At 60.0% G+C, this 26,559-nt stretch carries 22 protein-coding genes and 8 pseudogenes; 13 read left to right on the forward strand and 17 right to left on the reverse strand.

From position 1 onward, the window contains the following. The first annotated feature begins 19 nt into the window (after positions 1 to 19). From EJ070_RS01170 to EJ070_RS01195, 6 genes are all read left to right on the forward strand, one after another. The gene (locus EJ070_RS01170; protein WP_245455141.1) at positions 20 to 1,444 is read left to right on the forward strand and encodes a trehalose-6-phosphate synthase; all 1,425 of its coding nucleotides are present in this window, start codon (positions 20 to 22) and stop codon (positions 1,442 to 1,444) included. 486 nt (positions 1,445 to 1,930) lie between these two features. Further along, positions 1,931 to 2,884 carry a LysR family transcriptional regulator gene (locus tag EJ070_RS01175; RefSeq protein WP_245455203.1) on the forward strand — a complete coding sequence of 318 codons (954 nt, stop codon included), beginning with the start codon at positions 1,931 to 1,933 and terminating at the stop codon, positions 2,882 to 2,884. A 246-nt stretch (positions 2,885 to 3,130) separates the two neighbouring features. After that, positions 3,131 to 3,865 (forward strand): AraC family transcriptional regulator, encoded by a 735-nt coding sequence (locus EJ070_RS01180; protein WP_126038421.1) that lies wholly within the window; start codon positions 3,131 to 3,133, stop codon positions 3,863 to 3,865. Between the two features lie 7 nt (positions 3,866 to 3,872). Next, positions 3,873 to 4,115, forward strand: coding sequence for a hypothetical protein (locus tag EJ070_RS01185; RefSeq protein WP_126038418.1), 243 nt, complete (start codon positions 3,873 to 3,875; stop codon positions 4,113 to 4,115). 137 nt (positions 4,116 to 4,252) lie between these two features. Further along, the gene (locus tag EJ070_RS01190) at positions 4,253 to 4,825 is read left to right on the forward strand and encodes a glutamate acetyltransferase (protein ID WP_126038415.1); all 573 of its coding nucleotides are present in this window, start codon (positions 4,253 to 4,255) and stop codon (positions 4,823 to 4,825) included. Positions 4,826 to 4,936: 111 nt separating this feature from the next. Continuing rightward, positions 4,937 to 5,635, forward strand: a complete 699-nt coding sequence (locus EJ070_RS01195; protein ID WP_126038412.1) for a glycoside hydrolase domain-containing protein — start codon at positions 4,937 to 4,939, stop codon at positions 5,633 to 5,635. A 274-nt stretch (positions 5,636 to 5,909) separates the two neighbouring features. On the opposite strand, the gene EJ070_RS01200 is transcribed toward EJ070_RS01195, so the two are convergent. Continuing rightward, positions 5,910 to 7,304 carry an aminotransferase class III-fold pyridoxal phosphate-dependent enzyme gene (locus EJ070_RS01200; protein ID WP_126038409.1) on the reverse strand — a complete coding sequence of 465 codons (1,395 nt, stop codon included), beginning with the start codon at positions 7,302 to 7,304 and terminating at the stop codon, positions 5,910 to 5,912. Between the two features lie 423 nt (positions 7,305 to 7,727). Next, positions 7,728 to 8,000, reverse strand: a complete 273-nt coding sequence (locus tag EJ070_RS36060) for a hypothetical protein (protein WP_189350299.1) — start codon at positions 7,998 to 8,000, stop codon at positions 7,728 to 7,730. 643 nt (positions 8,001 to 8,643) lie between these two features. Here EJ070_RS36060 and EJ070_RS36625 point away from each other — a divergent pair. Further along, positions 8,644 to 9,381, forward strand: a pseudogene (locus EJ070_RS36625) (zinc-binding dehydrogenase); the annotation flags it as partial. Positions 9,382 to 9,434: 53 nt separating this feature from the next. Here the strand turns inward: EJ070_RS36625 and EJ070_RS01220 are convergent. From EJ070_RS01220 to EJ070_RS01255, 10 genes and pseudogenes are all read right to left on the reverse strand, one after another. Continuing rightward, positions 9,435 to 9,943, reverse strand: a pseudogene (locus tag EJ070_RS01220) (methionine ABC transporter permease); the annotation flags it as partial. A gap of 371 nt (positions 9,944 to 10,314) precedes the next feature. After that, positions 10,315 to 11,669, reverse strand: a pseudogene (locus tag EJ070_RS01225) (Glu/Leu/Phe/Val dehydrogenase). Between the two features lie 75 nt (positions 11,670 to 11,744). Then, complete coding sequence (gene purU / locus EJ070_RS01230) at positions 11,745 to 12,629, reverse strand: formyltetrahydrofolate deformylase (protein ID WP_126038403.1); 885 nt, start codon at positions 12,627 to 12,629, stop codon at positions 11,745 to 11,747. 71 nt (positions 12,630 to 12,700) lie between these two features. Then, positions 12,701 to 12,904 (reverse strand): hypothetical protein, encoded by a 204-nt coding sequence (locus EJ070_RS37560; RefSeq protein WP_348632936.1) that lies wholly within the window; start codon positions 12,902 to 12,904, stop codon positions 12,701 to 12,703. Positions 12,905 to 12,974: 70 nt separating this feature from the next. Then, positions 12,975 to 13,175, reverse strand: a pseudogene (locus tag EJ070_RS37565) (bifunctional methylenetetrahydrofolate dehydrogenase/methenyltetrahydrofolate cyclohydrolase); the annotation flags it as partial. Between the two features lie 95 nt (positions 13,176 to 13,270). Beyond that, positions 13,271 to 13,558, reverse strand: a pseudogene (locus tag EJ070_RS37570) (tetrahydrofolate dehydrogenase/cyclohydrolase catalytic domain-containing protein). Beyond that, entirely contained in the window at positions 13,555 to 14,118 is a 564-nt protein-coding gene (locus EJ070_RS01240; protein ID WP_126038400.1) for a sarcosine oxidase subunit gamma, read from the reverse strand. Before EJ070_RS01240 ends, EJ070_RS37570 begins: the two are co-directional and overlap by 4 nt. Further along, complete coding sequence (locus EJ070_RS01245) at positions 14,111 to 17,044, reverse strand: sarcosine oxidase subunit alpha family protein (protein ID WP_126038397.1); 2,934 nt, start codon at positions 17,042 to 17,044, stop codon at positions 14,111 to 14,113. The genes EJ070_RS01240 and EJ070_RS01245 overlap by 8 nt, the downstream gene beginning before the upstream one ends. Then, entirely contained in the window at positions 17,041 to 17,331 is a 291-nt protein-coding gene (locus EJ070_RS01250; protein ID WP_126038394.1) for a sarcosine oxidase subunit delta, read from the reverse strand. Before EJ070_RS01250 ends, EJ070_RS01245 begins: the two co-directional genes overlap by 4 nt. Positions 17,332 to 17,340: 9 nt before the next feature. Beyond that, positions 17,341 to 18,591: a sarcosine oxidase subunit beta family protein gene (locus tag EJ070_RS01255; RefSeq protein WP_126038391.1), complete on the reverse strand. Its 1,251-nt coding sequence runs from the start codon at positions 18,589 to 18,591 to the stop codon at positions 17,341 to 17,343. Positions 18,592 to 18,717: 126 nt separating this feature from the next. On the opposite strand from EJ070_RS01255, the gene EJ070_RS01260 reads away from it, so the two are divergent. Then, complete coding sequence (locus EJ070_RS01260) at positions 18,718 to 19,719, forward strand: GlxA family transcriptional regulator (protein WP_126038388.1); 1,002 nt, start codon at positions 18,718 to 18,720, stop codon at positions 19,717 to 19,719. Between the two features lie 45 nt (positions 19,720 to 19,764). Here the strand turns inward: EJ070_RS01260 and EJ070_RS01265 are convergent, their stop codons facing one another. Together EJ070_RS01265 and EJ070_RS01270 are read right to left on the reverse strand one after the other, a co-directional pair. Continuing rightward, on the reverse strand, positions 19,765 to 20,178 hold the full coding sequence (locus tag EJ070_RS01265) for a hypothetical protein (protein WP_126038385.1): 414 nt from the start codon (positions 20,176 to 20,178) through the stop codon (positions 19,765 to 19,767). 13 nt (positions 20,179 to 20,191) lie between these two features. Next, positions 20,192 to 20,455: pseudogene (locus EJ070_RS01270) on the reverse strand (nitrilase-related carbon-nitrogen hydrolase); the annotation flags it as partial. A 142-nt stretch (positions 20,456 to 20,597) separates the two neighbouring features. On the opposite strand from EJ070_RS01270, the pseudogene EJ070_RS01275 reads away from it, so the two are divergent. The 4 genes and pseudogenes from EJ070_RS01275 to EJ070_RS01295 all read left to right on the forward strand — a co-directional run. Next, positions 20,598 to 20,871 (forward strand): annotated as a pseudogene (locus EJ070_RS01275) (site-specific integrase); the annotation flags it as partial. Between the two features lie 543 nt (positions 20,872 to 21,414). Then, positions 21,415 to 23,049: a HAMP domain-containing sensor histidine kinase gene (locus tag EJ070_RS01285; RefSeq protein WP_126038379.1), complete on the forward strand. Its 1,635-nt coding sequence runs from the start codon at positions 21,415 to 21,417 to the stop codon at positions 23,047 to 23,049. Between the two features lie 67 nt (positions 23,050 to 23,116). Next, entirely contained in the window at positions 23,117 to 23,491 is a 375-nt protein-coding gene (locus EJ070_RS01290; protein ID WP_126038376.1) for a hypothetical protein, read from the forward strand. Between the two features lie 371 nt (positions 23,492 to 23,862). Next, positions 23,863 to 24,318 carry a hypothetical protein gene (locus tag EJ070_RS01295; protein ID WP_126038373.1) on the forward strand — a complete coding sequence of 152 codons (456 nt, stop codon included), beginning with the start codon at positions 23,863 to 23,865 and terminating at the stop codon, positions 24,316 to 24,318. 124 nt (positions 24,319 to 24,442) lie between these two features. Here EJ070_RS01295 and EJ070_RS36815 read toward each other — a convergent pair whose 3' ends face one another. From EJ070_RS36815 to EJ070_RS01310, 3 genes and pseudogenes are all read right to left on the reverse strand, one after another. Beyond that, positions 24,443 to 24,607, reverse strand: coding sequence for a hypothetical protein (locus tag EJ070_RS36815; RefSeq protein WP_245455140.1), 165 nt, complete (start codon positions 24,605 to 24,607; stop codon positions 24,443 to 24,445). Between the two features lie 63 nt (positions 24,608 to 24,670). Then, positions 24,671 to 24,880, reverse strand: a complete 210-nt coding sequence (locus EJ070_RS01305; protein ID WP_245455139.1) for a hypothetical protein — start codon at positions 24,878 to 24,880, stop codon at positions 24,671 to 24,673. Next, positions 24,853 to 25,089: pseudogene (locus EJ070_RS01310) on the reverse strand (transposase domain-containing protein); the annotation flags it as partial. The pseudogene EJ070_RS01310 and the gene EJ070_RS01305, both read right to left, overlap by 28 nt. Positions 25,090 to 25,552: 463 nt before the next feature. Between EJ070_RS01310 and EJ070_RS01315 the strand changes: the two are divergent. Then, on the forward strand, positions 25,553 to 26,551 hold the full coding sequence (locus tag EJ070_RS01315) for an L-histidine N(alpha)-methyltransferase (RefSeq protein ID WP_189350303.1): 999 nt from the start codon (positions 25,553 to 25,555) through the stop codon (positions 26,549 to 26,551). The last annotated feature ends 8 nt before the right edge of the window (positions 26,552 to 26,559 follow it).

Below are 26,559 nucleotides of genomic sequence, written 5' to 3' on the forward strand. Positions count from 1 at the left end.
GCAGGCAACGGGAGTGACCATGAAGAACATTATGAGTGTCGGTGGGGACGGTGGCGATGGTAGACTGGTCATCGTGTCAAACAGGGTTGCGCTGCCCGACGAGCACGGGTCACTGCCCCCGGGCGGAATGGCCATTGCGCTGAACGCAGCGCTCCAGCAACGGGGCGGCCTTTGGATGGGCTGGTCGGGGAAGGTGAAAACCGAGAAGAACCAGGTGTCACCGACGATGCAGGAGGCCAACGGCATCACCTATGCCCTTGCCGATCTCTCGCAGAAGGATCTGGACGAATATTACTACGGCTTCGCCAATAGGGTTCTTTGGCCGGTCTTCCACTGCCGTGTCGACCTCGCCGAATACAACGACGCGAGAAAGTCAGGATACTACCGCGTCAACCGACTCTTCGCAGAGTCTTTGATGCCGCTCCACCGCGAGGACGACGTCATATGGGTGCAGGATTATCACCTGATCCCTCTAGGGAAAGAACTACGCGAGCGCGGCTGCCGCAACCGGATCGGCTTTTTCCTGCACATACCCTGGCCGCCGGCGGACATCCTCGCCACCGTGCCGCTCTGCGAACAATTACTGGAAGCGCTTTCGTTCTATGACCTTGTCGGCTTTCAAACCGACGACGATCTTGACAACTTCGCCGAATGTCTACGCCGCCGAAACTTAGGGCGTCTTATGAAAGACCGTAGCTGCCTAGTCAAAGGGCGGGAGTTTCGCTGCGGGGTTTTTCCAATCGGTATCGACACGGCCAAGTTCGAGAGCCTCGCAGATCTAGCGACGCGCGACGGGGATCTGCAGGAAGTTTACAAGAGGACTGCTGGCTGTGACGTCGCCATTGGTGTCGACCGATTGGATTATTCCAAGGGCATCGATCAGCGCATCGTGGCGTTTCGGCATTTCCTTGATCGTAACAGCCATCGCGTCCGCAAGACGCTACTGCTGCAGATTACCCCGAAATCCCGCGGGGAAATACCGGCCTATCTGGCGCTGCAAAAGCACATTGCCGAACTGGTGGGAAGTGTAAATGGGGAACTCGGAACCATCGATTGGGTACCAGTACACTACACCAATCGTTCCCATGGCCCGCTGCAATTGGCCGGCCTCTACCGACTGGCACGCGTTGGTCTAGTGACGCCGCTCCGCGACGGCATGAATCTGGTGGCGAAGGAATACGTGGCTGCGCAAGACCCAAGCAATCCGGGCGTCCTCGTGCTCTCGCAATTTGCCGGCACCGCTGGCAAGTTGGAGGGAGCGGTGCTTGTCAATCCCTATGACCCAGAGGCTGTGGCGGCCTCCACGGAAAAGGCATTTCGCATGTCGCCAGAGGAACGGAAAGACCGTTGGAGCGCAATGAAGAACAGTCTCAACGGCCACGATGTCTATCGATGGTGCCACGGCTTTCTCGCCAAGCTCGAGGCGGCGGACTTGCCAGTATGAGGCTGATCGCGACCAAGTGAATCAGGGCAGCATTCCGGCCTCGCCGAGGCGTGGTTAATGTGCTGTGGTAACCCCGATGGCGATGACCGCAGGCCAACTACCCAGTTGGGTTGTAGCCGATTGTGCTGGCATGGGAGCGAAGAACTCGCTGCTGCGGCCACTCATCAAACTAGTTGAGCCGATCCGCAATAAGGGCTCTCGTCGCCGGATCCGTCGGTGTCGAGCATTCGACTGTCATCGCTTCGCTGATCGAGACCCCGTGTATTGAATATGTCGACCAACCCGGTTGGCGACATTGCTGATGTGCTAAGCAGCATCGACCTACACCGCACGCCAGATCTCAAGACGTTAGCTTGAGCACATTCCATATTAAAACAAGAGGAAAAAGACATGGGTGAGCTCTCTTGCAGTCGGCAGATTTCTTCAAACACGCGTGAGCGGCCACGACTGATTGTCGAGGGCGCTCGCGCCCCACGGCAACAGCAAATGCTGGCATCCATTGACCTGAATTTACTGTTGTCTCTTGAGGCGCTGCTGGAGCACCGCAACGTCACGCATGCGGCTCGGCACGTGCGCTTGAGCCAACCGTCGATGAGCCGAGCGTTGACAAGGCTGCGTGGCATTTTCAATGACGATCTTTTGGTTTGCGGCTCGAGCGGCTTGGTCCCGACGCCGCAGGCCGAACGGTTGGCCCGAATGCTGCCGCCGGTATTGGATGCGCTCTGCGGGATGGTGAACCGCCAGGGGGAATGGCGATCAAAGACGATAATGGCGATACCCGACCATCAAGCCCTGATCTTGCTGCCGCCTCTCCTACCCCTGCTGCGCGAGCACGCGCCCAATCTCGACATCGTCACCGGCTCGTTTCTAACCGGCGCGCTCCGGCGGCTTGAGCAAGGCGAGATCGATCTGGCCGTTGGGCAGACCGGTGGCACTCCACCGGGCTTCTTTCGGCGCAGGCTCTATACTGACCGCTTCGCCTGCCTGCTACGTTGCGACCACCCAGCCCTGGCGCAGGAATGGACGATCGAGGCCTTCGCTGCCCTGCGCCACGCTGCCATTGGCTCGGATTCTAAGGGCGGCTTCGGACGGGTGCATGACGATCTGGCAAATTTACACCTCCAAGATCGCGATCCGGTGCTGGTTTCCAACCTCCTGACGGCCGCTGTAGCCATCGCGGCGACCGATCTGGTGCTGATTGTACCACACCGCGTGGCGACACGGATCGCCGCCCTGCTCCCCCTAGCGATTGTCGATCCGCCGGTGGAACTGTCGCCTTACGAGGTTGGGCTGATTTGGCACGAGCGTTGCCATCGCGACCCAGAGCATCACTGGCTGCGCCACAAGATTGCCGCCGCAGCGGCGGCGGGAACAGAGCTGGCGCATCCATCGAAAATGAGAGGGCAAACGGCTGATGCTTCGCCAAGGGAAGAAGCGTGATGCGATCGAAGTCTGGCACTATCTTCAGGACCGAGCCAGTTCATTACCCCCTAGTCCATCGGGACGCGATGCTGGTTCCGCTGTCCCAACTCAGTGAAACCGACGCGCGCTGACTTCGAGCGAGCATCTGCTGTGAAGAAGGCATTCACACTTACAGCCAACTACACAAACCAAGACCCACCTTCTTCGACCGCCGTTCGGCCGCGTCAAGGCTTTCGCAGGCCATGTTCTCAGGGTGTTACCGAGGTGCATGCATCGATTCTGGCCGCGTATCTTGGCCCGGACCCTTTGGCAGGTAAGTGTTTGGCACAAATTGCGAGTTCTCGGATCTTCGGCAATCTGCCCAACGAAGTGCGGCAGATCGATATCCTTGAGCACCGTTTGTTGCGGCCGGGGCGCTGCGCGCAAATCGTCATCATCCATTCCCGCGAATGGGAGCAACATGGGTACGGTCATGCGAAGCTCTCTTCCGGACTGGTGCAACTAGCCCTGGTTTCCGAAGACAGGCTGGACCGAGAGGCGGTTTTCTCCGACGGGTATTCCGATTACCTGTTGTGGCCACTGATCGAGCAGGAAGTTGTGAGCAGACTAACCGCCTGCGTCGCTCAGATCGCGCGGCGTTCTGCACCGCTATTCTTCTCAGCCGACCCCTTCGTTCAGAAGGCGTGCGATCTGCTGGCACAGCGAGTCGATCAGCAGATCGCCCTCAGCGAACTGGCGCGCATAGCCGGGACCAACAAGACAACGCTCGTCAACCGCTTCGAGGCTGCCTTTGGCTGCGGGCCTATGACCTGGTTACGGCACTACCGGATGATGGAGGCTGCCGCCCGCTTGCGAAGCGGGCATGAAAGCGTGGCCGAGGTCGCTGAATCCTTAGGCTACGAAAACAGCAACAATTTCTCCACGGCGTTCAAGGCGATCCATGGGCTCTCGCCGCTGCGCTATCGCAAAATGGCGGCGCGCAGAGAAAGGTCTGCCTGACGCAAAGGTGGGGATCGGAAGAAACTGGTATACAGCCAGTGAAGACACGCAAAGATCACCTGATACTCAAGCGTTTACGCACTCCAGGCACTTTGCGGCTTTTACAGCAACGCTCAGAAAAGGCGGCGGCCCCGATTACAAAAACTTCCAGGAGATCGTGGATAAGAACGCCACCGAGCAGTTTATGAATGCCAAGAACTTCTTTAACGGCGGCTCGACCCCGCAACAAGACATCACGCCCCAGGTCTGATCCTAATGATTGGTCTCGAAAGCAGCAGCGCACCAACCGACGGTGTCAATTCGAAGAAACCTCGCCAGCGTCATAGATCAGGTCCGGCTGACAGCGGTGCCGACGAACTCCGGCCCCGCTTCTATAAGAAAGCAACTATGAACCCCATCGCAGAAACAACTGCGGGCCTCTTCCTGGTAATCGGCGCCCAGAGCAGCGGCCCCCTCGAAGCGGAGAGGATTTGCTCAGGCTTGATCCAGAAACTGTCCGAAGGCTCAATTCTGAACTTGGATCCTAGTATGTGGCAGAATGCCATGCAAATGGTGCCGAACCAGGTGGACGCCGCCACGGCTTCGAAGACCCTGAACCGCACGATGGCCGTTGCGGATTTGCCAAGTACCCTTGCGTCAATTTGCGCCGATGCTGCCGACGGCGACAAAGCAGGCGTCGATCTGGCGAAGCCCATCAGTGTCTATCTGAGCAGATACGGCGAACCGACTGCATTCAATTGCTTCATCCTGGATCAATCCGACTCCGCGAAAATCTATTTGTCTTTAACCTGCCTTGCCGTTTTCGATGGCGGGAGCCCTGGCATTTTCGCCGTCACCTCAACATTGCTGAAAGCGAGCCTGAATCTGTCAAGCAAGGATACGCAGTCCACTATCGCGCAGGTTTTCGGCCGCTTCGGCCCGCCGAGCGACTCACCTTATTACCTGCGCGTCTTGCCCTGATCCGTATGCCTGACTTTACGTTCAGCCAGAAGGAGCAGCACGCTCGTTGAGTATGTGAATACCGCACATTGTGGAGCGAAGTCGGTGGTGCGCTTTGTAGCGGGAAAGCCCATGCCCTATCATGAAGACTTCGCGAAGGCGGACGGATGGTCCGCAGCGGATGTCAGCGTCCGTCTCAACAATGCGGCAGCCCGGAAATTTCTCACTTTCTTGCGAAGATCGGGGGTGACCACGGTCATTAGGTATTACGCGAGTTCCGCGAGGCCAAAAACCATCACACCAGTGGAGGCCAAACTACTATTTGGGCACGGTTTCGGAATTCTACCGATTTTCCAGGACAGCAGCCGCCATATTTCCAATTTCTCGAGCTCGATCGGTACTGCAAATGCAAAGAGTGCTATGGGGTTCGCAAAGCGCGTCGGCCAGCCGAAAGATAGAGGCAGTACGATTTTTTTCGCCGTCGATTTGGACTATCCGGCTACGCAGATCGACGGCCCCATCCTCGCCTACTTCCACGCGATTAAACAGGAGATCAACGGCACTTTCGTAATCGGCGCGTATGGTAGCGGTGCCGTGCTCTCAAAATTATTGGCGGAGGGACTGATCACGGTTCCATGGATATCTATGTCGCCACTGTTTCTTGGAACCGAGCAGTTCTTTTATTCCAACCGATGGTCGATGCGGCAGGTACCCCCAGAGGTTGCCCATGGCTCCTCTGGGGTGGGCTATGATCGCAATATCGTTCGGGTTCCTCGGAGGGAGATCGGGGCCTTCCAAGTTGATGAGTCGGGCGAAGGCTCGCGGGCCTAGATGGCGAGGGACGCCGGCTCGTAGACGCGGCAAGCTGAAAAAGTTGTCGAATTTTATGTTCGTAGAGGTCTCCGAAGTCAACTGCCGGACCGGTGTCGTGTCTTTTCCTCGAACCGGCGAGCGTAAAGCAGATGGTCCGCGAAGTTGCTTCGGGACCAACGACATCGCCGGCTATTTGCTTGGGTGTTCATTCATTTCCCCTCGGACCTCGTCCCATGTCGGCGAGGATGCCGAGCGAGCGCTGCGGCGACTGCGTTTTCCACCGCTTGTTCCATTAGTCCCACGGAGATTGCTTCCAAACTTCATGGACGGCATCCACGAGCGCTGCGGCTAAATCTTGGATATCGGTCTCGCTCATCGGGGTCGACAGCGCGCCAGAGCAATTCGGCGTCATCAGAAAACCCCGTTCCAGCATTGCACGGTGCACCTTTGCCAGCGCAGCCTTCTGCAAGACGCTTGGGAACGAGGTCCGGTAGTTTCGGACAACTTCAGCCTTCAGGTGGAGCCGAAAGAGGGAGCTCATGCCGGTAACTTGCGCGGGGAGTTCGCGCCTTCTGAGTTGCTCGGTGTCTTCACTGCGAAGCGTGTCGCCCATCTGGTTAAGGCGGGCCACGGCATCCTTCGTGTATGATTGCAGTGCCGCCAGCCCAGCTGTCATGCTGAGCGGGTTGGCGCTGAACGTGCCGCCGTGGGAGACGGCTGGTTTACCCTTGGTGTGATCGAAGACCGCCATGTGCGACGCAGGCCCCGCTACGGCCGCAACGGGCAAACCTCCGCCGATGATCTTGCCCAAAGCGACCAGATCAGGCTCAAAGCCGAAGACGTCATGGGCTCCGCGGAAACCGACGCGGTATGAAACGACCTCGTCAACCACAAGCAGGATACCGTAGCGGTTACAGCAATCCTGGATCACATCCCGCAAATCCACCTCTATCGGAACCATGCCCACGCGGGAAGCAACTGGATCGAGAAGAATCGCGGCGAGACGCTCATGGTGTTTACGGATGAGCTCTCTGCACGACTTGGGCTCGTTGTAAGGAAGGACAAGGACATCCGCGGCGGTGGAGGCGGAAGTTCCACTGGCATAGAGCACACTGCTAGGCGACGAATCGCCCCAGTTATTTGGTGCAGAATCAAGGCTCACTTCCACATAATCATAGGCGCCGTGATATGCGCCCTCGAACTTGGCATTCATCGGGCGCCCTGCAATAGCGCGAGCGGCCTTGACAGCGAACATAACAGCCTCGGTGCCGGAGCTCGTAAAGCGGACTTGCTGAAGCTTCGGCGAATGCGTCGTGATTGCTTCCGCAAGCCTGGTCTCGCTGGTGGTCAGAAGCCCGAATGCGGTGCCGTCGTCCAGGACCTTGTGCAGCGCCTCGATCACCGGCGGAATGGCATGGCCGTGAACGAGCGAGAAGAAATTGTTTTCGCAGTCGAAGACCTTCCTGCCGTCCGCGTCGGTGATCCAGCAACCCGCACTGACACAGCATAGGGCGGGTGTGGAGCGAAGAAAGGCGCAGCACGCATGCTTCCGCCTGGCGTGATCTTTAGCGACCGTTGAAACTCGTCGCGAGATCTCGGTCCAACGACCTCTCCCCGGTTGTGGCCTAGTCTTGAAATGCGCTGCATGTCCGAATTCCTTGACTTTGTGGAGATGGCGAGGCGCTATGAAGCCGCAATTCCGTTGTTGGCGTCGGCTCTTATAATTTGAGGAAGCGTGAGATGCTCAATGGATTAACTAAGCCTTTGTCATGGCGGCTTGCCCGATCGTTGTGATTGCGTGGTGGGGGTGGACGGCGCGCTTCATATGGATGGCTATACCATCAACACGGATCGGGATGCTTCCCAAGTCAGCTCCTGCAACAAAGAAGGCCAACGAGACGGCGTTTAATGAGTCTATGTTGTTAGCATTGGCACCGGTTTGGAGTTGCTAAGAGTCTATGAATTTCTTTGAAGGATCTATTACACCGCCTGCCGCCGACGGCTCGACCGCGAACTCTTCGCAGACCAGCTGCCCTGTTGCGCCGCTTTCGGTCGCGTGGCTCAGGGGCTTCGCCGCCCCGCCGGGAATGTCATCAGCCGCTTCACGCCTTCATCCGCGAGCCGAGCGGGCAACAACGCGTTCGATGACCTGGAGGTGGGACAAGATGATCCGTGAGGGGAACACCACGCCGGCCTGGCTGGCCAATGACTTCAATGCCAACCGTCGGCATAGAGGGTCCGGTAAGCTTGGCGCCATTGTCAGCGGCGAAGCCTCGGCGAGCACCTCGATTTCGTCGAGGAAGGCCGCGATAGCCCGCTTCACCCGAGTGGGACGCAGGGCAGTGGCGTTGCGGACAAAAAAGCCCGCGGCCGCGCCCGTCATCCCGTTCTGCCAAGCGAAATGTCGTCGAGGTCCTCTTCGATAACCCCAGCCGCGTATAGCTGATCGAGCAGGTCGGCGACGGCAACGACGCTCGCTCCATCCGTGACCCCCATAATCAGCTCCGAGGCTGTAGTTCCCGCTCGCGATTAGATCGGAACCACCCCGTCGAGCACTCGATGCTCAATGTTGCGTGAGTGGAGATGGAAGTGTCGCTTTGCAGTTAATTATGAGAATCGCTTGTCAATGATTTCAGTTGTTTAGCTGTGCACTTAATTTGAGAACGTGCACCTAATTTGATAATCATACCCGGCCATTGGCATTTAATGTGAGAAGCAGCGTCGGCAACGCAACGGGATCGAATTTCCCGAAGACGGTATATAAAATTCAAAGAATTCATGACCTTCACGCTGATGCGATTGCAGTTAAATTAAGAACCGAGCTACCCCATTCTCGCAATTAACTGCCAAACCCAACCGAAACGACCGCATTCTCACCATTAACTGCCAAGCGACAATCCTCTTGTCGGCCATCTACTCCTCCCAGATTGGATGCCGGCGCTGAATGGCGGTGCACCTCCTCCCGCGCTGCTTTTTCTTTGTATGAGCGGCAATTTGGCCCTTGGCCGACGTATTGGCTTCCTAGTCTAGTGCTGTCACATTGGGGCTGGCAGAGCCATGCGCTTTCGGATGCGCAGGTCTTCGCAAGCTCAACCCCGGCGCCGCGCCCCTCACAACAGCTTGGCGTGCTCGGCATGCCGGGTTTCACCGCCTATGCGGGGCTGCTCACTATTGGCAAGCCGAGGGCGGGCGAAACCGTCGTCGTGGCGGCCGCTTCAGGCCCGGTAGCTCAGCCGTCGGCCAGATAGCCAGGATAAAGGGGCGCGTGCGGTCGGCATCGCCGGCGGGCCTGCAAAATGCGCCTTCGTGCGCGAGGATCTCGGCTTCGACGTCGCTATCGACCATCACGCAACGGGTTTCGCGCAGCAGCTGGCGGAACGCGTGCCCAGACGGGATCGACGTTTATTTCGAGAATGTCGGTGGGCACGTTTGGGATGCGGTCTTTCCGCTGCTGAACGAGTTCGCGCGCGTTCCCGTGTGCGGCCTGATCTCGCAATACAACGCCGTGGAGCATCCTGGTCCCAACCAGCTTCCGGTGATCATGCGGGCCGTCCTGTCGCGCAGCCTCACCAGCCGCGGCTTCATCCAGCGTGAGTTTGCCGATCAGCGGTCGACCTACTATCACGAGATGGCGGAATTGATAGCCACCGGCGAGGTCCGCTACCGCGAGGATATCATCGTGGGGCTCGAGAATGCGCCGAAGGCGTTCATGGGCCTCCTGGAAGGACGCAAATTTCGGCAAACTCATCGTGCGGCTCGAGTGAGCGGCAGCGGGGCGCCGGGCCAGCCGTCAGCCCGAGGCGCGATCTCAGCTGGATCATACCCGGTGGTCGAGCCGAGCGACGAGCCTGTCGCCTATCCACTGGATGCCGCAGACGAGGATGATCAGCACGATCACCACCGCGACCATAACGGCGGTCTCGAAGCGCTGGTACCCGTAGCGGATGGCGAGATCGCCCAGCCCGCCGGCGCCGATCGCGCCCGCCATGGCCGAAGCCCCACAAGCGTCACCAGCGTCACGGTGAAGCCCGCCAAGATGCCAGGTAGCGCTTCAGGCACCAACACCTCGCGCACGATCGTCCATCGGTTGCCGCCCATGGCGCGGGCCGCCTCGATCAGCCCGCGATCCACTTCGCGCAGTGAGACCTCCGCGATGCGCGCGTAGTAGGGGGTCGCCGCGATCGATAGTGGGACGATCGCCGCCCAGGTGCCAATCGAAGTGCCAACAACCAGGCGCGTCACCGGGATGAGTGCGACGAGCAGGATAATAAAGGGAACCGACCGGAAGCCGTTGATCACGGCGCCGACGACGCGATTCACCCAAAGTCAAACCCCTCAATCCCCAACCCGCTGCAAATGCCCCCATCCAGCGCTTGGAAATGGCGCCCTGCCCGGTAGGGAGGACACCGGCAGGGCGAGCCGCGCACAGGTCTCGGTCTCGTGACGACGGGACAGCGGCGGCAGTCTATCGCTTCGGCAGGGCCGATTTCGGCAACTCGCGCCCAATAGGGGGGCCAGCCGGGTGTTACAGAGTAGACGCCGATAGCCGGTTGCCGCCGCCGCGGACGCTTCGGGCTGCGCCAGCCGATACGGAAAGCATAGGCGGTCGCCTGTTGGAACTGAGTAAATGCTTCTCAATGGATGGCCAACTTCCGTCATCGCTCCCTACGCCTTCCTGCTGTTCTCAAACTGGGAACTCAAATGCCAATGGCCTCATATGCGTCAGCAACCTTCCGGATGGATGCGACATATGCCGCCGTCCTGTAGTCACACAGTTCCGGATGTTCCTCCAGGAGGCTGGCGATACGTGTCCAAGTGCTGCGCATCACATCCTCGAGGCCGGAGCGAACCAGATCAATCTCGGCTCCCCCTTCAAGAAATTCATCGCGCATGTCGTCGGGGAACGGCTTGCCCGTCATCCGCTCGAGCGCCCTGGCGATTGTCTGGTTGCGCCGCTCCCGCCGCCGTCTTTCCATCAAGCCGAACGGGATGTGGGTCAGGTTCTTCACCCATTCGAAATGGCTGACCACTACGCCTCCTGCGTTGACATAGAGGTCCGGGAGGATCGTCACACCTCGGGAGCGCAGCATCTGGTCGGCCTCGAAGGTGACCGGGCCATTGGCGGCCTCTACAAGGAGATAGGCTTTGATGCGCTCGGCATTGTCGATGTGGATCGAGTTTTCCATCGCCGCCGGGATCAGAATGTCGCAAGGCTGTTCCGGACCTGTCGTGTCGCCGGCGAACGACTTGGCCCCGGCAAAGCTGATAATGCTGCCGGTACGCAACTGATGCTGCTTCAGCGCCTCTATCGCGAGGCCTTCGGGATTGGCGACATATCCGTCGCGTTCGGTAACGACCGGATCCGCGCGCCATCCTCCTGGGAGAGAAACTTTGCGGCGTGGTAACCCACATTGCCGAACCCCTGCGCGATCACAGACGTTCCCTTGAGGTCGCGCCGTCCCGCAATTCCCGGCGTGCGGGGATCACGCAGATAGCTCTGGATGGCGAACTGCACGCCTCGGCCTGTCGCCTCCGTTCGTCCTGCGATGCCGCCTTTTGAGAGCGGCTTTCCCGTCACGCACGCGCGTGCGTTGATCACATCGGTAGGATTGGCACGACGGAACTCATCTACCATCCAGGCCATCTCCCGCTCACTCGTGCCCACGTCCGGAGCCGGCACGTTTAGCCCTGGGGCCGATCAGGCCGCGCTTGGTGAGTTCCTGGGGAAGCGCCGGGTAATGCGCTCGAGCTCCTGCGGTGTCCATTCACGCGGGTCGATCCTGAGCGCGCCTTTCGAACCTCCAAAGGGGACATCGACCAGCGCGCATTTAAGCGTCATCAGTGCCGCCAGCGCCTCCACCTCTTCGGCAGCAGCGTCAGGTGCAAAGCGGATGCCGCCTTTTACCGGCTCGCAATGCTCGCTGTGCACCGATCGCTAGCCGGCGAAGCTATACATGCGTCCTCGCAGCCTTACCCCAAAGCGCACCGTATATGTCTAATTGCACTGGATGATCCGCTCGGCCAATCCCTCGGGTAGATCGAGAAACGACATAGCGTGTCTGAAGTTGAGATCGACGTTTTGGAGAAAGCTCAAAGCTGTGTTCGGGACTGAGGTGCACATGGCTCATCAACCCATCCGTTCCGAAGCGAGCGAGCCTGGCGAAGCGGGGAAGACCACCGTCTTGTTTCCATTGAGGAAGACACGCCGGTGGATATGGGCGTGGATGGCGCGTGCGAGGACCTGGCTTTCGACGTCGCGCCCGAGCGAGACGTAGTCTGACGGGCTCTGGGCGTGCGTGACGCGCACGATGTCCTGCTCAATGATCGGCCCCTCGTCGAGATCGGCGGTGACATAGTGCGAGGTCGCGCCGATGAGTTTCACGCCGCGCTCGAAAGCCTGCTTATAGGGGTTCGCCCCCTTGAAGGAGGGCAGGAAAGAGTGGTGGATGTTGATGATGCGGCCGGACATCTTTTCGCACATCTCATCCGAGAGCACCTGCATGTAGCGGGCAAGCGCGATCAGCTCCGCGCCGGTCTCCTCGACAATTCGCATCTGCTGCGCTTCGGCTTCGCGCCTGTTCTCCTTCGTCACTTTGACGTAGTGGAACGGGATGTCGTGGTTCACGACGAGCTTCTGACAGTCCAGATGGTTCGAGATCACCGCAACGATGTCGAAGGGTAGCGCCCCGATGCGCCAGCGATATAGGATGTCGTTGAGACAATGGCCGAAGCGCGAAACCATGATGATCACCTTCATCCTGTGGCTCTCGTCGTGGAAGGCAAAATCCATTCCGAACGCTTGGGCGGTGTCGGCAAAACCGCTGCGCAGCGCATCAAGGCCAACGCCATCTTCCGAGACGAAGCTCACGCGCATGAAGAAATTGCCGGTCTGCGCATCGTCGAATTGCGAACTGTCGGTGATGTTGCAGCCGTTCTCGGCGAGGTAACCTGCGATGGCGGCCACGATCCCGCGTTTCGACTTGCAGGTGACGGTCAGGCAGTATTTTTCCATATCGATTTTCTCGGGGTGTGCAGAACAGATTCGTTCGGCGTTTCAGGTAGGCTGCCGGACATGAACAAGGCTCATACGGCCAGCCCCTCGGGCGCTTGTAGCCCGTGGGCACGGCAGCAGGCAGTGACCGTGTTAGCGAGCAGACTGGCGATGGTCATGGGACCGACACCTCCCGGCACTGGCGTTATGGTGCCCGCAATCTCGGCCGCGCTGCTGAAATCCACGTCGCCTACCAAGTGTTGCTTGCCGTCCTGTGCGATCCGATTGATGCCCACATCGATTACCGTCGCGCCTGACCCAGTCGCCGGGGATCATCTCGGGGCGGCCGACGGCAGCGACAAGGATGTCGGCGCGGCGGCAGATTGAGGCCAGATCGCGTGTACGCGAATGAGCGATGGTTACAGTGCAGTTGTCGCCGAGCAGAAGTTGCGCCATCGGTTTTCCGACGATGTTCGAGCGCCCCACGACCACCGCTTCGAGCCCGGACAGATCGCCTAGATGGCCGCGCAGCATCATCAGACATCCCAACGGGGTACACGGGACCATCGCGTTTTGTCCCGTGCCCAGAAGCCCGACATTCGTGACGTGAAACCCATCGACATCCTTTGCCGGATCGATCGCATTGATCACCAGATCCGCGTTCAGATGTTTGGGTAGAGGCAGTTGGACGAGAATACCGTGAATCTCAGGATCGGCATTCAGCCGCTCGTTTCAGTGGGCAGCTTGTACTCGAGGCTCCTCATGCCAGCTTCGATGGTCTGCCGTCCTTTGTTACGCACATAGACTTCCGACGCCGGATCAGCGCCTACCAGAACGACAGCCAGGCCCGGCGTGATGCCGTGGTCCTTCTTGAGCCACGCTACATGCCCAGCCACTCTCGAACGCAGCTGCGCCGCGGACACCTTTCCGTCGATGATCTGGGCAGTCACGCCACCTTCTCCTCGAGCCGCTTTGCAGCCGTTTCCAGCGCATGCCAGAGCGATCCGGCGGACGAGCGCGCGCCCAGCACGGCGGCATGGACGTCGCCACGGCGGATGACGAAACAGCTCATATGCTCAAGGCCGGTCCGTGTCGCACCGCCCGGACCAAAATTCGCGAGATCGATATTGACGAGCTTCGACAGCAACGCCTCGAGCCCTGTGCCTGCCCGCGAGACAATCTCGATCGCCACCCAGCCATCGGTCTGCTCGGTCACCGAGCAGCCGGGGGCGACCTGCTTGAGCTCGGCGGAAAAATCCAGCTCGGCGCGGCCTTCGGCCTCGATCATCCACTGATCCGGTCCGGTACACAGCGCGGCAACCCCCTGCCATGCAACCCAGCGGCCTGGTTCGGGAAGAGTGAGCCCAAAGGGTGTCGGCTCAAGAGTTCCCCGGCGCAGCGCCAGAGAGGCAAGCGCGAGACCGGCATTCTCCCGCAGGTCGAGCGCTCCGAAGGATGCGTATCCGGGTGTCACGGTGCCGAGCGCGGTGATAGGTCTCAGGTCAGTCACGCAGACGTTCTCCCTCGGGGTCGACGAAACAGGCAGGGACGACGCGCAGGCGCGCGCTTTCGCCTTCGAGCGGGTTCGCGGCCACGATCACCTCGCCCAGCCGTTCATCGCCGTTCTCGAGGAAACCGAGCCCTATCATCGAGCCGACATGCGGACTGTAGCAGGCCGACGTGACCCAGCCCTGATCAGTGTCAAAACTCTGCGGCGCGTCCTCGGCAAAAAGATGCGAGCCGCTGACCACCTTCCCGGCCGGATCTACGGGCCGCAGCCCCACCAGGCGTCGCCTGTCGCCCGCAAGGCCCTCGCGCCGCGACATCACGGCGCCGACGGAATCCTTCTTCTGCGACACCATACTGCCGAGTCCGACCATGGCGGCCGTCGTCTGTCCATTCAACTCGGGGCCGGCGGCGTGTCCCTTGTCGATCCGCAGCACGGACAGCGCTTCCACCCCGTAAGGCGTCACTCCGAGATCGGCACCCACCTCCACGAGCCGCTCCATCAATGCGTGGCCGTATCGTGCGGGAACCGCAACTTCATAGGCAAGCTCGCCCGAAAACGAGATGCGGAAGAGCCGCGCGCGCAGCCCGCCGCACACGGTGAGCTCCGCGCAGGCCATGAAGGGGAAGGCCTCGTTCGACAGATCGAAGCCGCCCACGATGCGGGCGAGCAGGGCGCGCGATTTCGGCCCGGCGACGGCGATCTGCGCCCAGGCCTCGGTCGTGGAAAAGATCTGCACATCGAGATCCGGCCAGAGGCATTGCCGCGCAAACTCCATGTTGCGGTAGACCAGCCCCGCATTGGCCGTCGTCGTGGTGACCACATAGTGATCCTTGGCCAGCCGGGCGCAGGTGCCGTCGTCATAGGCGAAGCCGTCTTCGCGCAGCATCAGCCCGTAGCGGACACGGCCGACCTTCAGCGTGGCCATCACGTTGCTGTATAGCCGGTTGAGGAACTCGCCGGCGTCGGCGCCTTGCACATCGACCTTGCCGAGCGTGGTCACGTCACACAGGCCCACCGCGCTGCGCACGGCCCTGGCCTCACGGTCCACGCTCTGGCGCCAATGCGTTTCGCCCGGACGCGGATAGTATTGCGCACGCATCCACTGGCCGGCCTCGACGAACACCGCGCCTTGCGCTTTGGCCCAATGATGGGTCGGCGTCAGGCGGCGCGGTCGGAAATGCGGCCCTGCATCGCCGCCCCCCAGCACCGAAAGTGCTACGGGCGTGTAGGGCGGGCGGAAGATCGTCGTGCCGGTTTCCGGGATTGTTTTCCCAGTGAGTTCCGCCATCACGGCGAGCCCGGTTACATTGGCTGTCTTGCCTTGATCCGTCGCCATGCCCAGCGTCGTATAGCGTTTCAGATGCTCGACGGCCCGCATGTTCTCGGCGTGAGCGAGCTTGATGTCCTTCATCGTCACATCGTTCTGGAAATCGACCCAGGCACGTTTCCTGCCCGGCACGTGGAAGATGGGCGCGACTCCGTAGCGCGACTCCTCCGAGCGCGGCAGACTGGGCAGTGCTGCCGCAATTCCGAGTACGTTCAGCGCGCGCAGTGCTGCCGCCGCGCCCGAGCGAAGTGTCTTGGCTGTCGAAAAATGCCCCGCCGCCGCGCCCGCCGGAAGCACTCCCGAGGGACCATCCTCTCCCGGCAGGAACGCCTGCAATACATCATTCCAAATCGGCCGGCCACAATTGTGCGAGGCCAGATGCACATTCGGGTTCCAGCCGCCCGAGACTCCCAGCGCGCCGCACTCGATCCATTCGGACCTGCCGTTTGCGTGAACCTCGATCGATTTCAGGCCAAGCCGGCCGCGTGAGGCGGTGACCATGCCACCGGTAATAACGCGGTAGTCGGCCAAGGCTGTTGCCTTGGGGCGCGCGTCGATAACGGCAGCAATATGGACGCCCTTGGAGGCAAGATCGCGCGCGGTGCGATGACCGTCGTCATTATTTGTGAAGACAGCGACCGTCTCGGACGGACACGCCGCCCAGCGATTAGCGTAAGCCCGCATTGCGCCCGCCAACATGATTCCCGGACGGTCATTGTCGGCAAAGGCGATGGGGCGCTCTGTCGCGCCGGCAGCGAGGACCGCGCGCTTCGCCGTGATGCGCCAGAGTGTCTGGCGGACGCGGGCACCCGGCTGCGCCAAGTGATCCGAAACCCGCTCCACCGCGCCATAGATGCCGTGATCATAGATCCCGAACACCGTGGTGCGGCGCATCACGCGCAGATTCGGCAGGCTGTCGAACTCAGTTTCCAGCGCGGCGATCCAGTCGGTGGCCGGCGCTCCGTCCAGCGTTTCCAGCTCGCACAGAAGCCGCCCGCCCAAACGGAAATCCTCGTCGGCGAGGATCGCACGCGCGCCTGAGCGCGCCGCCGTAAGCGCCGCCGCAAGCCCGGCCGCCCCCCCGCCGATAACCAGCAGGTCGCAATGGAGGAACCCCTTGTCATAGGTATCCGGGTCGGCCTCCATCGAGAGGCGCCCGAGGCCCGCCGCCTTGCGGATCGCCGGCTCGTAGAGCTTTTCCCACAAGCCTTTCGGCCACATGAACGTCTTGTAGTAGAAGCCGGCGGTGAAGAAGGGCGACAGCAGATCATTGATAGCCAACGCGTCGAAGCCGAGCGAGGGCCAGCGGTTCTGGCTTCGTGCCTCCAGGCCCTCGAACAACTCCACCACCGTGGCACGCGTGTTTGGCTCCTGCCGTGCCCCCGTTCGCAGTTCGACGAGAGCGTTCGGTTCCTCCGAACCGGCCGAGAGCACCCCGCGGGGACGGTGATACTTGAAGCTGCGGCCCACAAGACGCACGCCATTGGCCAGGAGCGCCGAGGCGAGCGTGTCGCCGGGATGGCCCTGATACCGCCTGCCGTCGAAAGTGAAGTTCAAGCTCTGCGAGCGGTTGATTAGCCCTCCGGCAAGCCGTGTCATTTGCTGCACCTCGCCCGCGAAAGGGCGACATCGCGAGCCAGTTCCGCACAGAGGACTTCATGGGTGACCGTGTCGCGCGTCACCACCAGCCATGACCGATCACCCTGCTCGTGGAACCACAACTCGCGGTGCGCGCCCGCCTGGTTGTCGCGCAGGAAGACGTAATCGCAAAAGGCGGCCTCGGCATCGGGCGCAGTTGGGTCTGGACGGTCGATGAGCCGCGCGTCGCCCAGATAGGTGAATTCCTGAGCATCGCGCAGGCCCAGAAGTGGATGGGGGATTAGCATTGGACCGCCTCAGTGGAGATTGGGCTGGGCACCGGCACCGCGTTCGTCGATCACATAGCCCCGAGCGAACCGGTCGAACCGGTAGGCGCGCGCGGTCTCGTGAGGTGAGCCGGTGGCAAGAAGATGGGCAAAGGCATAGCCGCTGGCTGGCGTCGCCTTGAAGCCGCCATAGCACCAGCCGCCGTTGAAATAGAGGCCATCAATATGCGTGCGGTCAATGATCGGCGAACCGTCCATCGACATGTCCACAAGGCCGCCCCACATGCGCAGGAGCCGCGCCCGCCCTATCATGGGCATCATTGCTATGCCGTTTTCGGCGACGCCCTCGACTACCGGCAAATTGCCGCGTTGGGCATAGGAATTGTAGCCGTCGATATCGCCGCCGAAGACAAGCCCGCCCTTATCGGACTGGCTGATGTAGAAATGGCCTGCCCCGAAGGTGATAACGCCCGGAATGGTGGGCTTGAGCCCCTCCGTGACGAAGGCCTGCAGGACATGGGTTTCGATCGGAAGCCGCATTCCGGCCATCGCCATGACCCGGCCCGAAGAGCCCGCCACCGCCACGCCGACCTTCTCAGCGGCAATGTAGCCGCGCGAGGTCTCCACGCCACGCACCTTCTCGCGATCGACCCGGAAGCCCTTCACCTCGCAATTCTGGATCAGGTCTACGCCGTGGCTGTCGGCGCCGCGGGCATAGCCCCAGGCCACGCCATCGTGCCGCGCAGTGCCGGCACGCGGCTGCATCAGGCCGCCTTTGACCGGGAAGCGCGCGTTGTTGTAGTTCAGGAACGGCACCATGGCGCGCAGTTCCTCACGGCTCAACAGGCGGCCGTCCGCACCCGCCAGCATCATTGCGTTGCCGCGGCGCCGAAAGGCATCTCGCTGTGCATCCGTATGAAACAGGTTAATGATGCCGCGCTGCGAGACCATTGCATTGAAGTTGAGTTCCTGCTCCAGTCCTTCCCAGAGCTTCATCGAGAACTCATAAAACGGCTCGTTGCCGGCAAGCAGGTAGTTCGACCGGATAATCGTCGTGTTTCGCCCGACATTTCCGGACCCGAGCCAACCCTTCTCCAATACGGCGATACGAGATTGCCTGAATGTCCTGGCCAGGTAATACGCCGTCGACAGACCGTGACCGCCCCCGCCGACGATCACGTAATCGTAGGCGGGCTTTGGGTCGGGATTGCGCCACAGCGACCGCCAACCTGTATGCCCCTTGATTGCTTCGGCAAAGACGCGGAAGCCCGAAAACCTCATAGCGAGAACTCCTTGGACTGCCGAGACTATGTCACGGCAAGGGCGAAGAGTTGTTTCTGAAATTGACATCCGCGTGCGCCTGTCGGACATACAACAGGATGAATGGGACGGAAGGATTCCCATGGGATGATTGACGGGTATCGTCACGGCAGACCGCAGCGATACGGTTTCCTGCTGATCGAAGGCTATGGCCTGATGTCCGCGGCCTCGGCGGTGGAACCGCTGCGCGCCGCCAATCTGCTCAGCGAGCGGCGGCTCTACGATCTCAGCTTCGTCTCGGACCAGGGCGGCTGGATGCGCAGTTCCGTCTCGGGCGCGTTCGAAACAGTGCCTGTTTCAGAGGCAGGCACTGATCTCGACATTCTCTTTGTCGTGGCTGGCGGCAATCCGCTGACCTATCGGGACGACAGGATTCTGGGCTGGCTGCGCCGTCTTGCCCGTTCGGGGGTGCCACTGGGCGGGATCTCAGGCGGGGCGGCAATCCTGGCCGCGGCGGGTGTGATGTCGTCACGCCGGTTTACAATTCACTGGCAGCACATTGATGCGATGCGGGAGATGTATCCCGACGCGCTCATCGAACGGCGCCTGTTCGTCATTGATCGTGACCGCTTCACCTGCGCGGGCGGCATGGCTCCGCTGGACATGGCCCACGCCCTGATCGCTTCAGATCACGGTGTGGAATTAGCCCGCGCGGTAAGCGATTGGTTCATCCATACCGGCATCCGGCAGGCCGAGGCCCCGCAGCAACTGGACCCGGTGCGCAGGTATGATCTGCATCATCCCGCGCTAGTCGCCATGGTGGAACTGATGACGAGCCATATCGCGGACCCGCTGAACCTGAATGACCTGGCCCATCTGAGCGGTATAGGGGAGCGGCAATTGGAGCGGCTGACAAAGGAACAACTGGGACAGAGCGTAATGCAGTTCTATCGGTCTTTGCGGTTGGAGAAAGCCGACGAGATCCTGCAGCAGTCGAACCTTCCGCTCGTCGAGGTGGCGCTTGCCACGGGGTTTTCCAACCGCAGCCATTTCTCACGCGCGTTTCAGGCGCATTTCGGCATGGGTCCCGGCACCCGACGCAAACAGCGCCGCAACGGCGAAAATCTTCGAGGCAGTGCCGCTTCGTGAGATAAGAGTGTTGCCCTTGCTTAATTTCCTATATCAATAGAAGAGCTACTCACTCTTAACCGCAACGGGGCTGCCGGAGATCTTCGTCTTGTTGAAGTTGAGGCGCTCGAGATCGTTGAATCGCCTCGCTGTCGCCCAGTAGGCGTCCGTTTCGATGCCACTGCGCTGTGTCGCCTCCCGGATGACTTGGAGCAGCGAGCGATCCGACGAAGCTCTGAGCACAACGTTGGATGATCCTTTAGTGACGCCGACGCGCACCACGGCCTTGCCGATATGCTTCCGGCCAAAGGCCATGGCTTCGTCCGGCGTGCTCGGTTGGGGAACCAGCAGGAGCCGGTCGCCAGATTGTACCGTGATGGCCAACGGTTCGGGTGAGCCGCCCTCGGCGATAAATCTATCGACGATCGCCGGCTGCAGACCGGGATCGGCGCATTGCTGGATGAGGGCGGCGTCGATCATGGCAGCTCCCTGTTCATCTGTTGAAGGCAGTGACGAGCGGCAGCCGGAAGAGCCGCGCCCAGGCAATCGTGCTCGCGTTCTGGATGGCGGCGATAGAGGTGCCGGTGGCCCACCAGCCATTGCCGACGGCGACGATGGCGTCGGGCGCGTGCAGCACCGACTGCAGGACAGGCCAGACGAGGAGTTGCTCGTAGCAGATGAGCGGCGCAATCCGCCGCCCGGCGAGCTCGACCACGGAATTGGCGAAGAGATGCGCCCGCGCGCCGCCGCCGCTCCCCACTAGAGCGTCGGACCCTCAGGTTGAATCGAGAGGGGTTTGAACGAAGCCGCTGACGCGGCATTTGGTGCACCGGTTTGCGAATGACGCTTCTGTTTTGAAGGATTGCTGCTGTTGAAGCACAACCTTGAGAACAGGAGCAATGAGATGGGCCGAGTTGAGCCCGCTTCGCCGACGCATGATTCGAGGACATGACGATCCGCAATCTGTCGCCGGCCACGCAACGATCCTACGTGCACGCGGTAGCGAAGTTCTCTCGCTACTGTGGCCGATCTCCGGACCGGCTTGACCTGGAGGACGTTCGCGCCTTCCAGGTGCATCTGGTCTCGACTGGAATCTCGTGGCCGGCGCTGAACCAGACGGTGTGCGCACTGCGGTTCTTTTTCGGCGTGACGTTGGGTCACGCCGAGATCCCTGCCGACGACATCCTTTCCTTGTGCGCTCCCGAAGCCAACAAGGCAGAGGTCACCGCTGCCATCGATGAATTGGTCAACCGGGCGATCCTTATCCGGCAGTCCAGGCTCGGTGGCTACGCTCTGTTCGCCGGCAGCGATTTCGACCTCGACGAGGCCATATCCAAGGTCGCGTTTAAGCTCGATGCGGATGTGCTCGCGGATCTACCGTCACGATTGGGTGTGGGACCGATCGCTGCCAAGAGCCATTACTTTTCGACCGGGGCGCTGCGCACATTCGATGTCATCGTCCAGTTCGCGGATGAGAGTCCTCAAAGTCCTGCAGCTTGGGCAAAGAAAACCGCCGCTTCGTTGGCCAAGGCTGATGCGCGAGCACCCCGAAGCATTCCACGAAGCTAAGGGGTACGAGAAGACGGCGCGTGCCCATGGCTCACCGTTCACCTGGAGTCTGGGCGAAGGGCTCAACGAACTCAGCGCGCCCGCGCGGGTTGAGGAGATCGAGCGTGAGTTCGAGCAGCGTCGCGCCCGCCTATCCCAATCGACTTCATGGACAAGACACTTCTGGAAGCCGCTCACGCCTCATTCAGGGGTCAGTATGAGATCAAGGACGGGAAGCCCGAGCTGTTCGTACGACTGGATGCCGTCAACCTCGGCTACACCCATCCGAGAGAGGCGGACGTCATTACACTCACTGAGCCAGACCTCGAGGGCCTCCTCACTGGAACCTCGGACGAGATTCCGTCGAGCGCACTCGTCTCGATTGGACCGTTCAACTTTGAAGGCTACTGGTACAATCGGCGGCACTTTACAGCCATAGACGGCATCGGTAATCGCAACGAGGTCCGCGACCTGCAGAAGATTTGGAGCGGGATTCTGCTCTTTCGCGATGGCTTCCGCGTTTTTCCCTATGGCGACGAGGAGGATGACTGGCTCGGCTTGGATCGCCGCGCGCTCGGCCGCACCGGCTATGTTCTGAACAAGAACCAGTTTGTCGGCCACGTTCAGATTACGCGTATGGGCAACCCACATCTGCTCGATCAAACCAATCGCGAGGGACTCCGCGTCAACCCGGAACAAACGGCGTTCGTTCAGATTCTTGGGCATGTCGTCAAAGACCTACTCTGGGACTTCTTTAAGGACGTGGATCGGCGCCACAAGCTGACCCCAATTGAACTCGGCGACGTGAAATCGCAAATCGACCAGCTAAAATCGCGCGCGTCCGGCGCGATTGCCCGAGTCCGAAGGCTCGTACCCAAGGAAGAGCAAGAGGTCGTCGACGATCTCCAGCACGCGCTCGTCGAGTTCCAAGACCTCACGGCGCGCGCCCAGAAACGCATCGAAGAAGTCGAAGCCGACGGCAAGCAAATGATTCAGATGGCTGGCGTCGGGCTGATGGTCGAGGTCGTGGCACACGAACTTGCCCGTGCGACCGAGGGCGCATTGCAAGCTTTGGAAGCACTAAAGGGCAGAGACCTGCCATCGGAGATCAAGGCACGCCTCGAGACTTTGCGCTCCGAAATGAAGAGCGTGTCGAAGCGGCTGCGCGTGCTTGATCAGCTCAGCGTTTCCGGCCGCCAGCGGTCCGAAGTCTTCGACCTTGCAGAACTCTTCGACGACATCCAGGAGGGCCATGCCGCACAGTTTGAGCGCCACGGAGTGGTGCTCAGGATCACTAAGCCCAAAAGCCCCGTGCGGGTGCGCCTTGTCAAAGGCATGCTGATTCAGATCATTGAGAACATGCTTTCCAACTCACTCTATTGGACTCAGGTGCGAAAAAACCGCGAGCCGCGGCTCGTTCCCACCATAACCGTCACCATCGAGAGCGACCCGCCCACCATCACGTTCGAGGACAATGGCAGCGGAATTGCGCACGATCACATCGAAAAAGTCTTCCGACCTTTTTGGTCGCTCAAGGAGAAGTCGAAGCGGCGCGGCCTCGGACTCTACATTGCGAAAGAGAATGCCGAGCACCTGGGCGGCACCCTGAACGCCAAGCGTCACCGCCACCCGTTGCCCTTATGTCACGCAGCAACCTACTCAATGACAAGCGGGCCCATTTCCGCGACCAGGCGAAGCTGCTTGGCGCCCTGTTTAGGTTCTACCGCAAGGACGACTTGCTTAAGGCAGATAATCTTCCACGCACGCTCGAACGCTTGGCCACGCACCTCGCTGACGCGTTAAAGATCGCAACCTTCCTCTCCAACTACGAAGCGAGCCTCGAGGGGCGACGGCGCGCTTCTTTAAGAGTGTGAGAAGGCTCGATCTCTCGGACTATGGTGAGATCAGCCAGCTGCTTCTGAACTTCGAAGGGCAGCCGCTTGGCAGCTACCTCGTCGACGTCTTCGACAGCGCCCTGCAGTTTGAGATCGAGGCCGATGGCCCCACCATTGAGGCAGCCCGTGCACTCAAGGATGTCGACCTCAGCCTCTATCCCGCACCACATATTGCCGGAACGAGCGACCTCCAGCATCTCGTTCATCAGACAGTGTGGCAGCATCGAGCGCGCCTCGGCGTAGTGACCAACAAGCTCGAGCCCTCGATTGCCTTCGCGATGTTTTCCTGCGCCGCGACTATCCCGCACCCAATCAGGACAAAGACGTTCGCGACGCATTCATCGTCATGACGCCCGCCTGCGATCTTGTGCGCGAAGAGGGCACGAAACGAATTCTTCTGCTGGCTGGCGATGTCAGCCCGTTGACACACACGTCGTGGGACTATGGCAATACCCTCACCACGCCTCTCGGCCGCTTAGAGGATGCAGCGCCATTCGGCTACAATGGGACGCCAAAGACTTGCGATCCGAGAGCCGCGCCACCATCAGAACGATGCTAGCCGCGGACGTCGCCTATTTCCTCTTTCAGCGAATGCGGGAGAACTACGCTCTCGATCTGCAACAATCGCTGCTTACGCGCCTTGGCCGAGTCGGTTTGCCAGCCAAAATGCCGGCGACGTTTCCTGTGACGGTCACCATCGTATTTCGACGACACGAAGACGGTGCAGACGCTCAACCTGCCGACGCTCGCTCAGGATGGAGCCGTCTGTTACCTCGGACGAGACGAGGACAATGCCGAGAATGCCCGCCTCGTCATGACGGAGGCTGCCATCGATGAGCTGATGGCTGCGATCGCCGCAATTCCCGAAGTCAAGGTCATGCCGAAAGGCAAGGATCCGCTCAAAGCTCTCAAATCAACTGACACCTTAGCGCGGCTTCTGCAAAGGGGCCTGCCGCTAGGCAAGCTCACCGGTGGATACAGCGAGATCCGCTCGCCCGACAAGTCTGCGGACGGCGCAAAACCACCTCTGCTGGGTTTCATCACGCGAAACCCAGAGGCAAAGCACAACAACCAGAATGGCGGAATCCTCATCAAGGTCGAGCACGATTCCGTATTCGTCGCCGCCAACGCCCCCCGCCAATCGCGGACTCTGGCGTTGTTGAAAAGGCCGTTGTGACACCCCCCAGTACTACGGCGGCGGACTAGCGATACGTGTCTGCGGAACTCATTGCTGACATCTATGCGGAGACCCTTCTGGGTTCGACCGCGGGAACCCGCCCGCATCGGGGCTGGCCGCGATTTCATGAGGTGACACCCTCGTCATCATGGTTGCCGAAATCGTCTTCAGCCATCGCGCCGATTGGCATCGTCGTGGCCGCACCGCTGTTCCCGTTCAGCAAGCCCGCGTCCTCAAGCGCCTCCAGATCAGGCAGGTCGCGGAGTGTATCGAGCCCGAAGTGCTTCAAAAAGTAAGCACCCGGTAGTGACCGCGGCGTGCCGGATTTGAAGGGACAACTAGCTGTCGCCTGTTAGCCAGTTGGATCGAGCTGGGTCTCGAATGATTTTGCGAAGGGCCTCGATGCCGAAGTCGCTAAAGGCAGGGGTTGCGATTCCATCGAGACCCACAGCTTACCATCCTCAGGCTCGAGTTGGTCCGACAGGTCCCACAGCAGGTCTTCATCCTGGCCCAGAATTTGAGCGACGCGCCGGATCATGAAGACGTGGGCGATCGCTGCCATGGTTCAGGCGGCTGCCGCTTGTGATCGGGCTTTCTCCATTCCCACGGTAGCAATTCAGGAAGCCGTCTATGTGGGATGCCGGCGATGCGCGCGAGCACGTCGGCCAGCCAGGCCAACGGATCGACATCGTTGAGCTTTGCCGTCGTAATGAGCGTGGACATGGCGGCTGCCCGGGCAGCGCCGCGCTCGGAACCGGCGAAGAGCCACGACCCGTCTTGAGCTCCCGGCTCCCCGACAACGGGCTAGGCGGTCGTCACGATAGCGCGACCAACCCCCAACCAGCCCTCGAACTGATACAGCGCAATGGCGAGGCTTCCTGATCAGCAGCTTAATGAGCCGCCCATTCTTCCAACACTTGATTCACGCAACCAACACCGACAACCGACACCTGCTGTCGGGTCTGTCGGCTCCTCGACACAATGTTAACGGCTTGGCTCCCACTGCACCCCATTTAAGTCATTGAACAACACTCAGAAATAGACATTCCAACGCTCTATCGGCGAAATTGGCACGACTTTTGAAGCTACCTTTTTATGAAGCGGCGGGAGCTGCCGACGATATTCATGCCCTTGGTGACAACGTCAATACGCATGCCGTTCCGTACGCATCCCCAGTACACCGTTATTGAATGGAGTTATCTCTATGGCTCGACATCGTCCCGGGACAACCGCAGTGGTTACACGCAATAAATATGAGATCCTCGGCGCGGATGTACCCGAAGAAACGTTATTCAAGGGCGACCTATTGGTGGCGTCCTTATCGGAATCACCGCGCAGCGTGAACTCCATTTATTACTACGATGATGCAGGTTCTCGCCTATTTGAACGTCTCTGTCACGAGGAAACATATTACCTGTTCAGAACAGAAAAGGACATACTATCCCAACATGCATCGTCCATAGCCGACATCACAGGTCCTATCTTCATCGTTGAGCTGGGATCTGGAAACGCGGAGAAAACGACTCTTTTATTTGACGCATACTTGAAGGAACACGGCCGCACTTCTTACGCTGCCATCGACATCAATCGCTCGATCTTGGAGAGGGCGGCTGAGAACATTCTCTCCGTGACAACCGATTTGGACTTCTTAGGAATTGTCGGGACCTACCAAACCGGACTCGCGCAAGTCGCCAATCTAATTGGACCAAAGCTTTTAGTTTGCCTCGGCAGCACTATGGGGAACATGCACGATGACGAATTGCATGATCTCCTCCTATCGGCGCGATCGGCTTTGTCTTCTGGCGACTATCTTTTGGTCGGGATGGATTTGGACAAAGAAACGAAAATCCTAGAGGCGGCCTACAATAATCAAACGGCTATTCTGACCAACTTATGTGTCCTACAACATTTGAACTGGCGTTTCGGTGGAGATTTTGATCTATTCCAGTTTCGACACGTGGCATTCCATAATAAATCGCTTTATCGAATGGAGAGCCATCTGGAAGCAACGCAGGAACAAATGATCAATCTAAAAAATCTGAATTTCTCCTTGCATCTCGAGAAGGGAGAGATGATTAGGACGGAGATCATGCGGAAGGTTGAATTGTATGTGTTCCACAAGCTGCTCGGCCTGTATAATTTCCGGCCGGTTCAGCATTGGACGGACTCGTGCCAGCAATATGCGGTTTCTCTGTTTCAACTCGGTGCAGAGCCGACAGAACTCGAATCATGACGTCCCCT

It is taken from the genome of Mesorhizobium sp. M1E.F.Ca.ET.045.02.1.1 (assembly GCF_003952485.1).
Classification (GTDB): Bacteria; Pseudomonadota; Alphaproteobacteria; order Rhizobiales; family Rhizobiaceae; genus Mesorhizobium.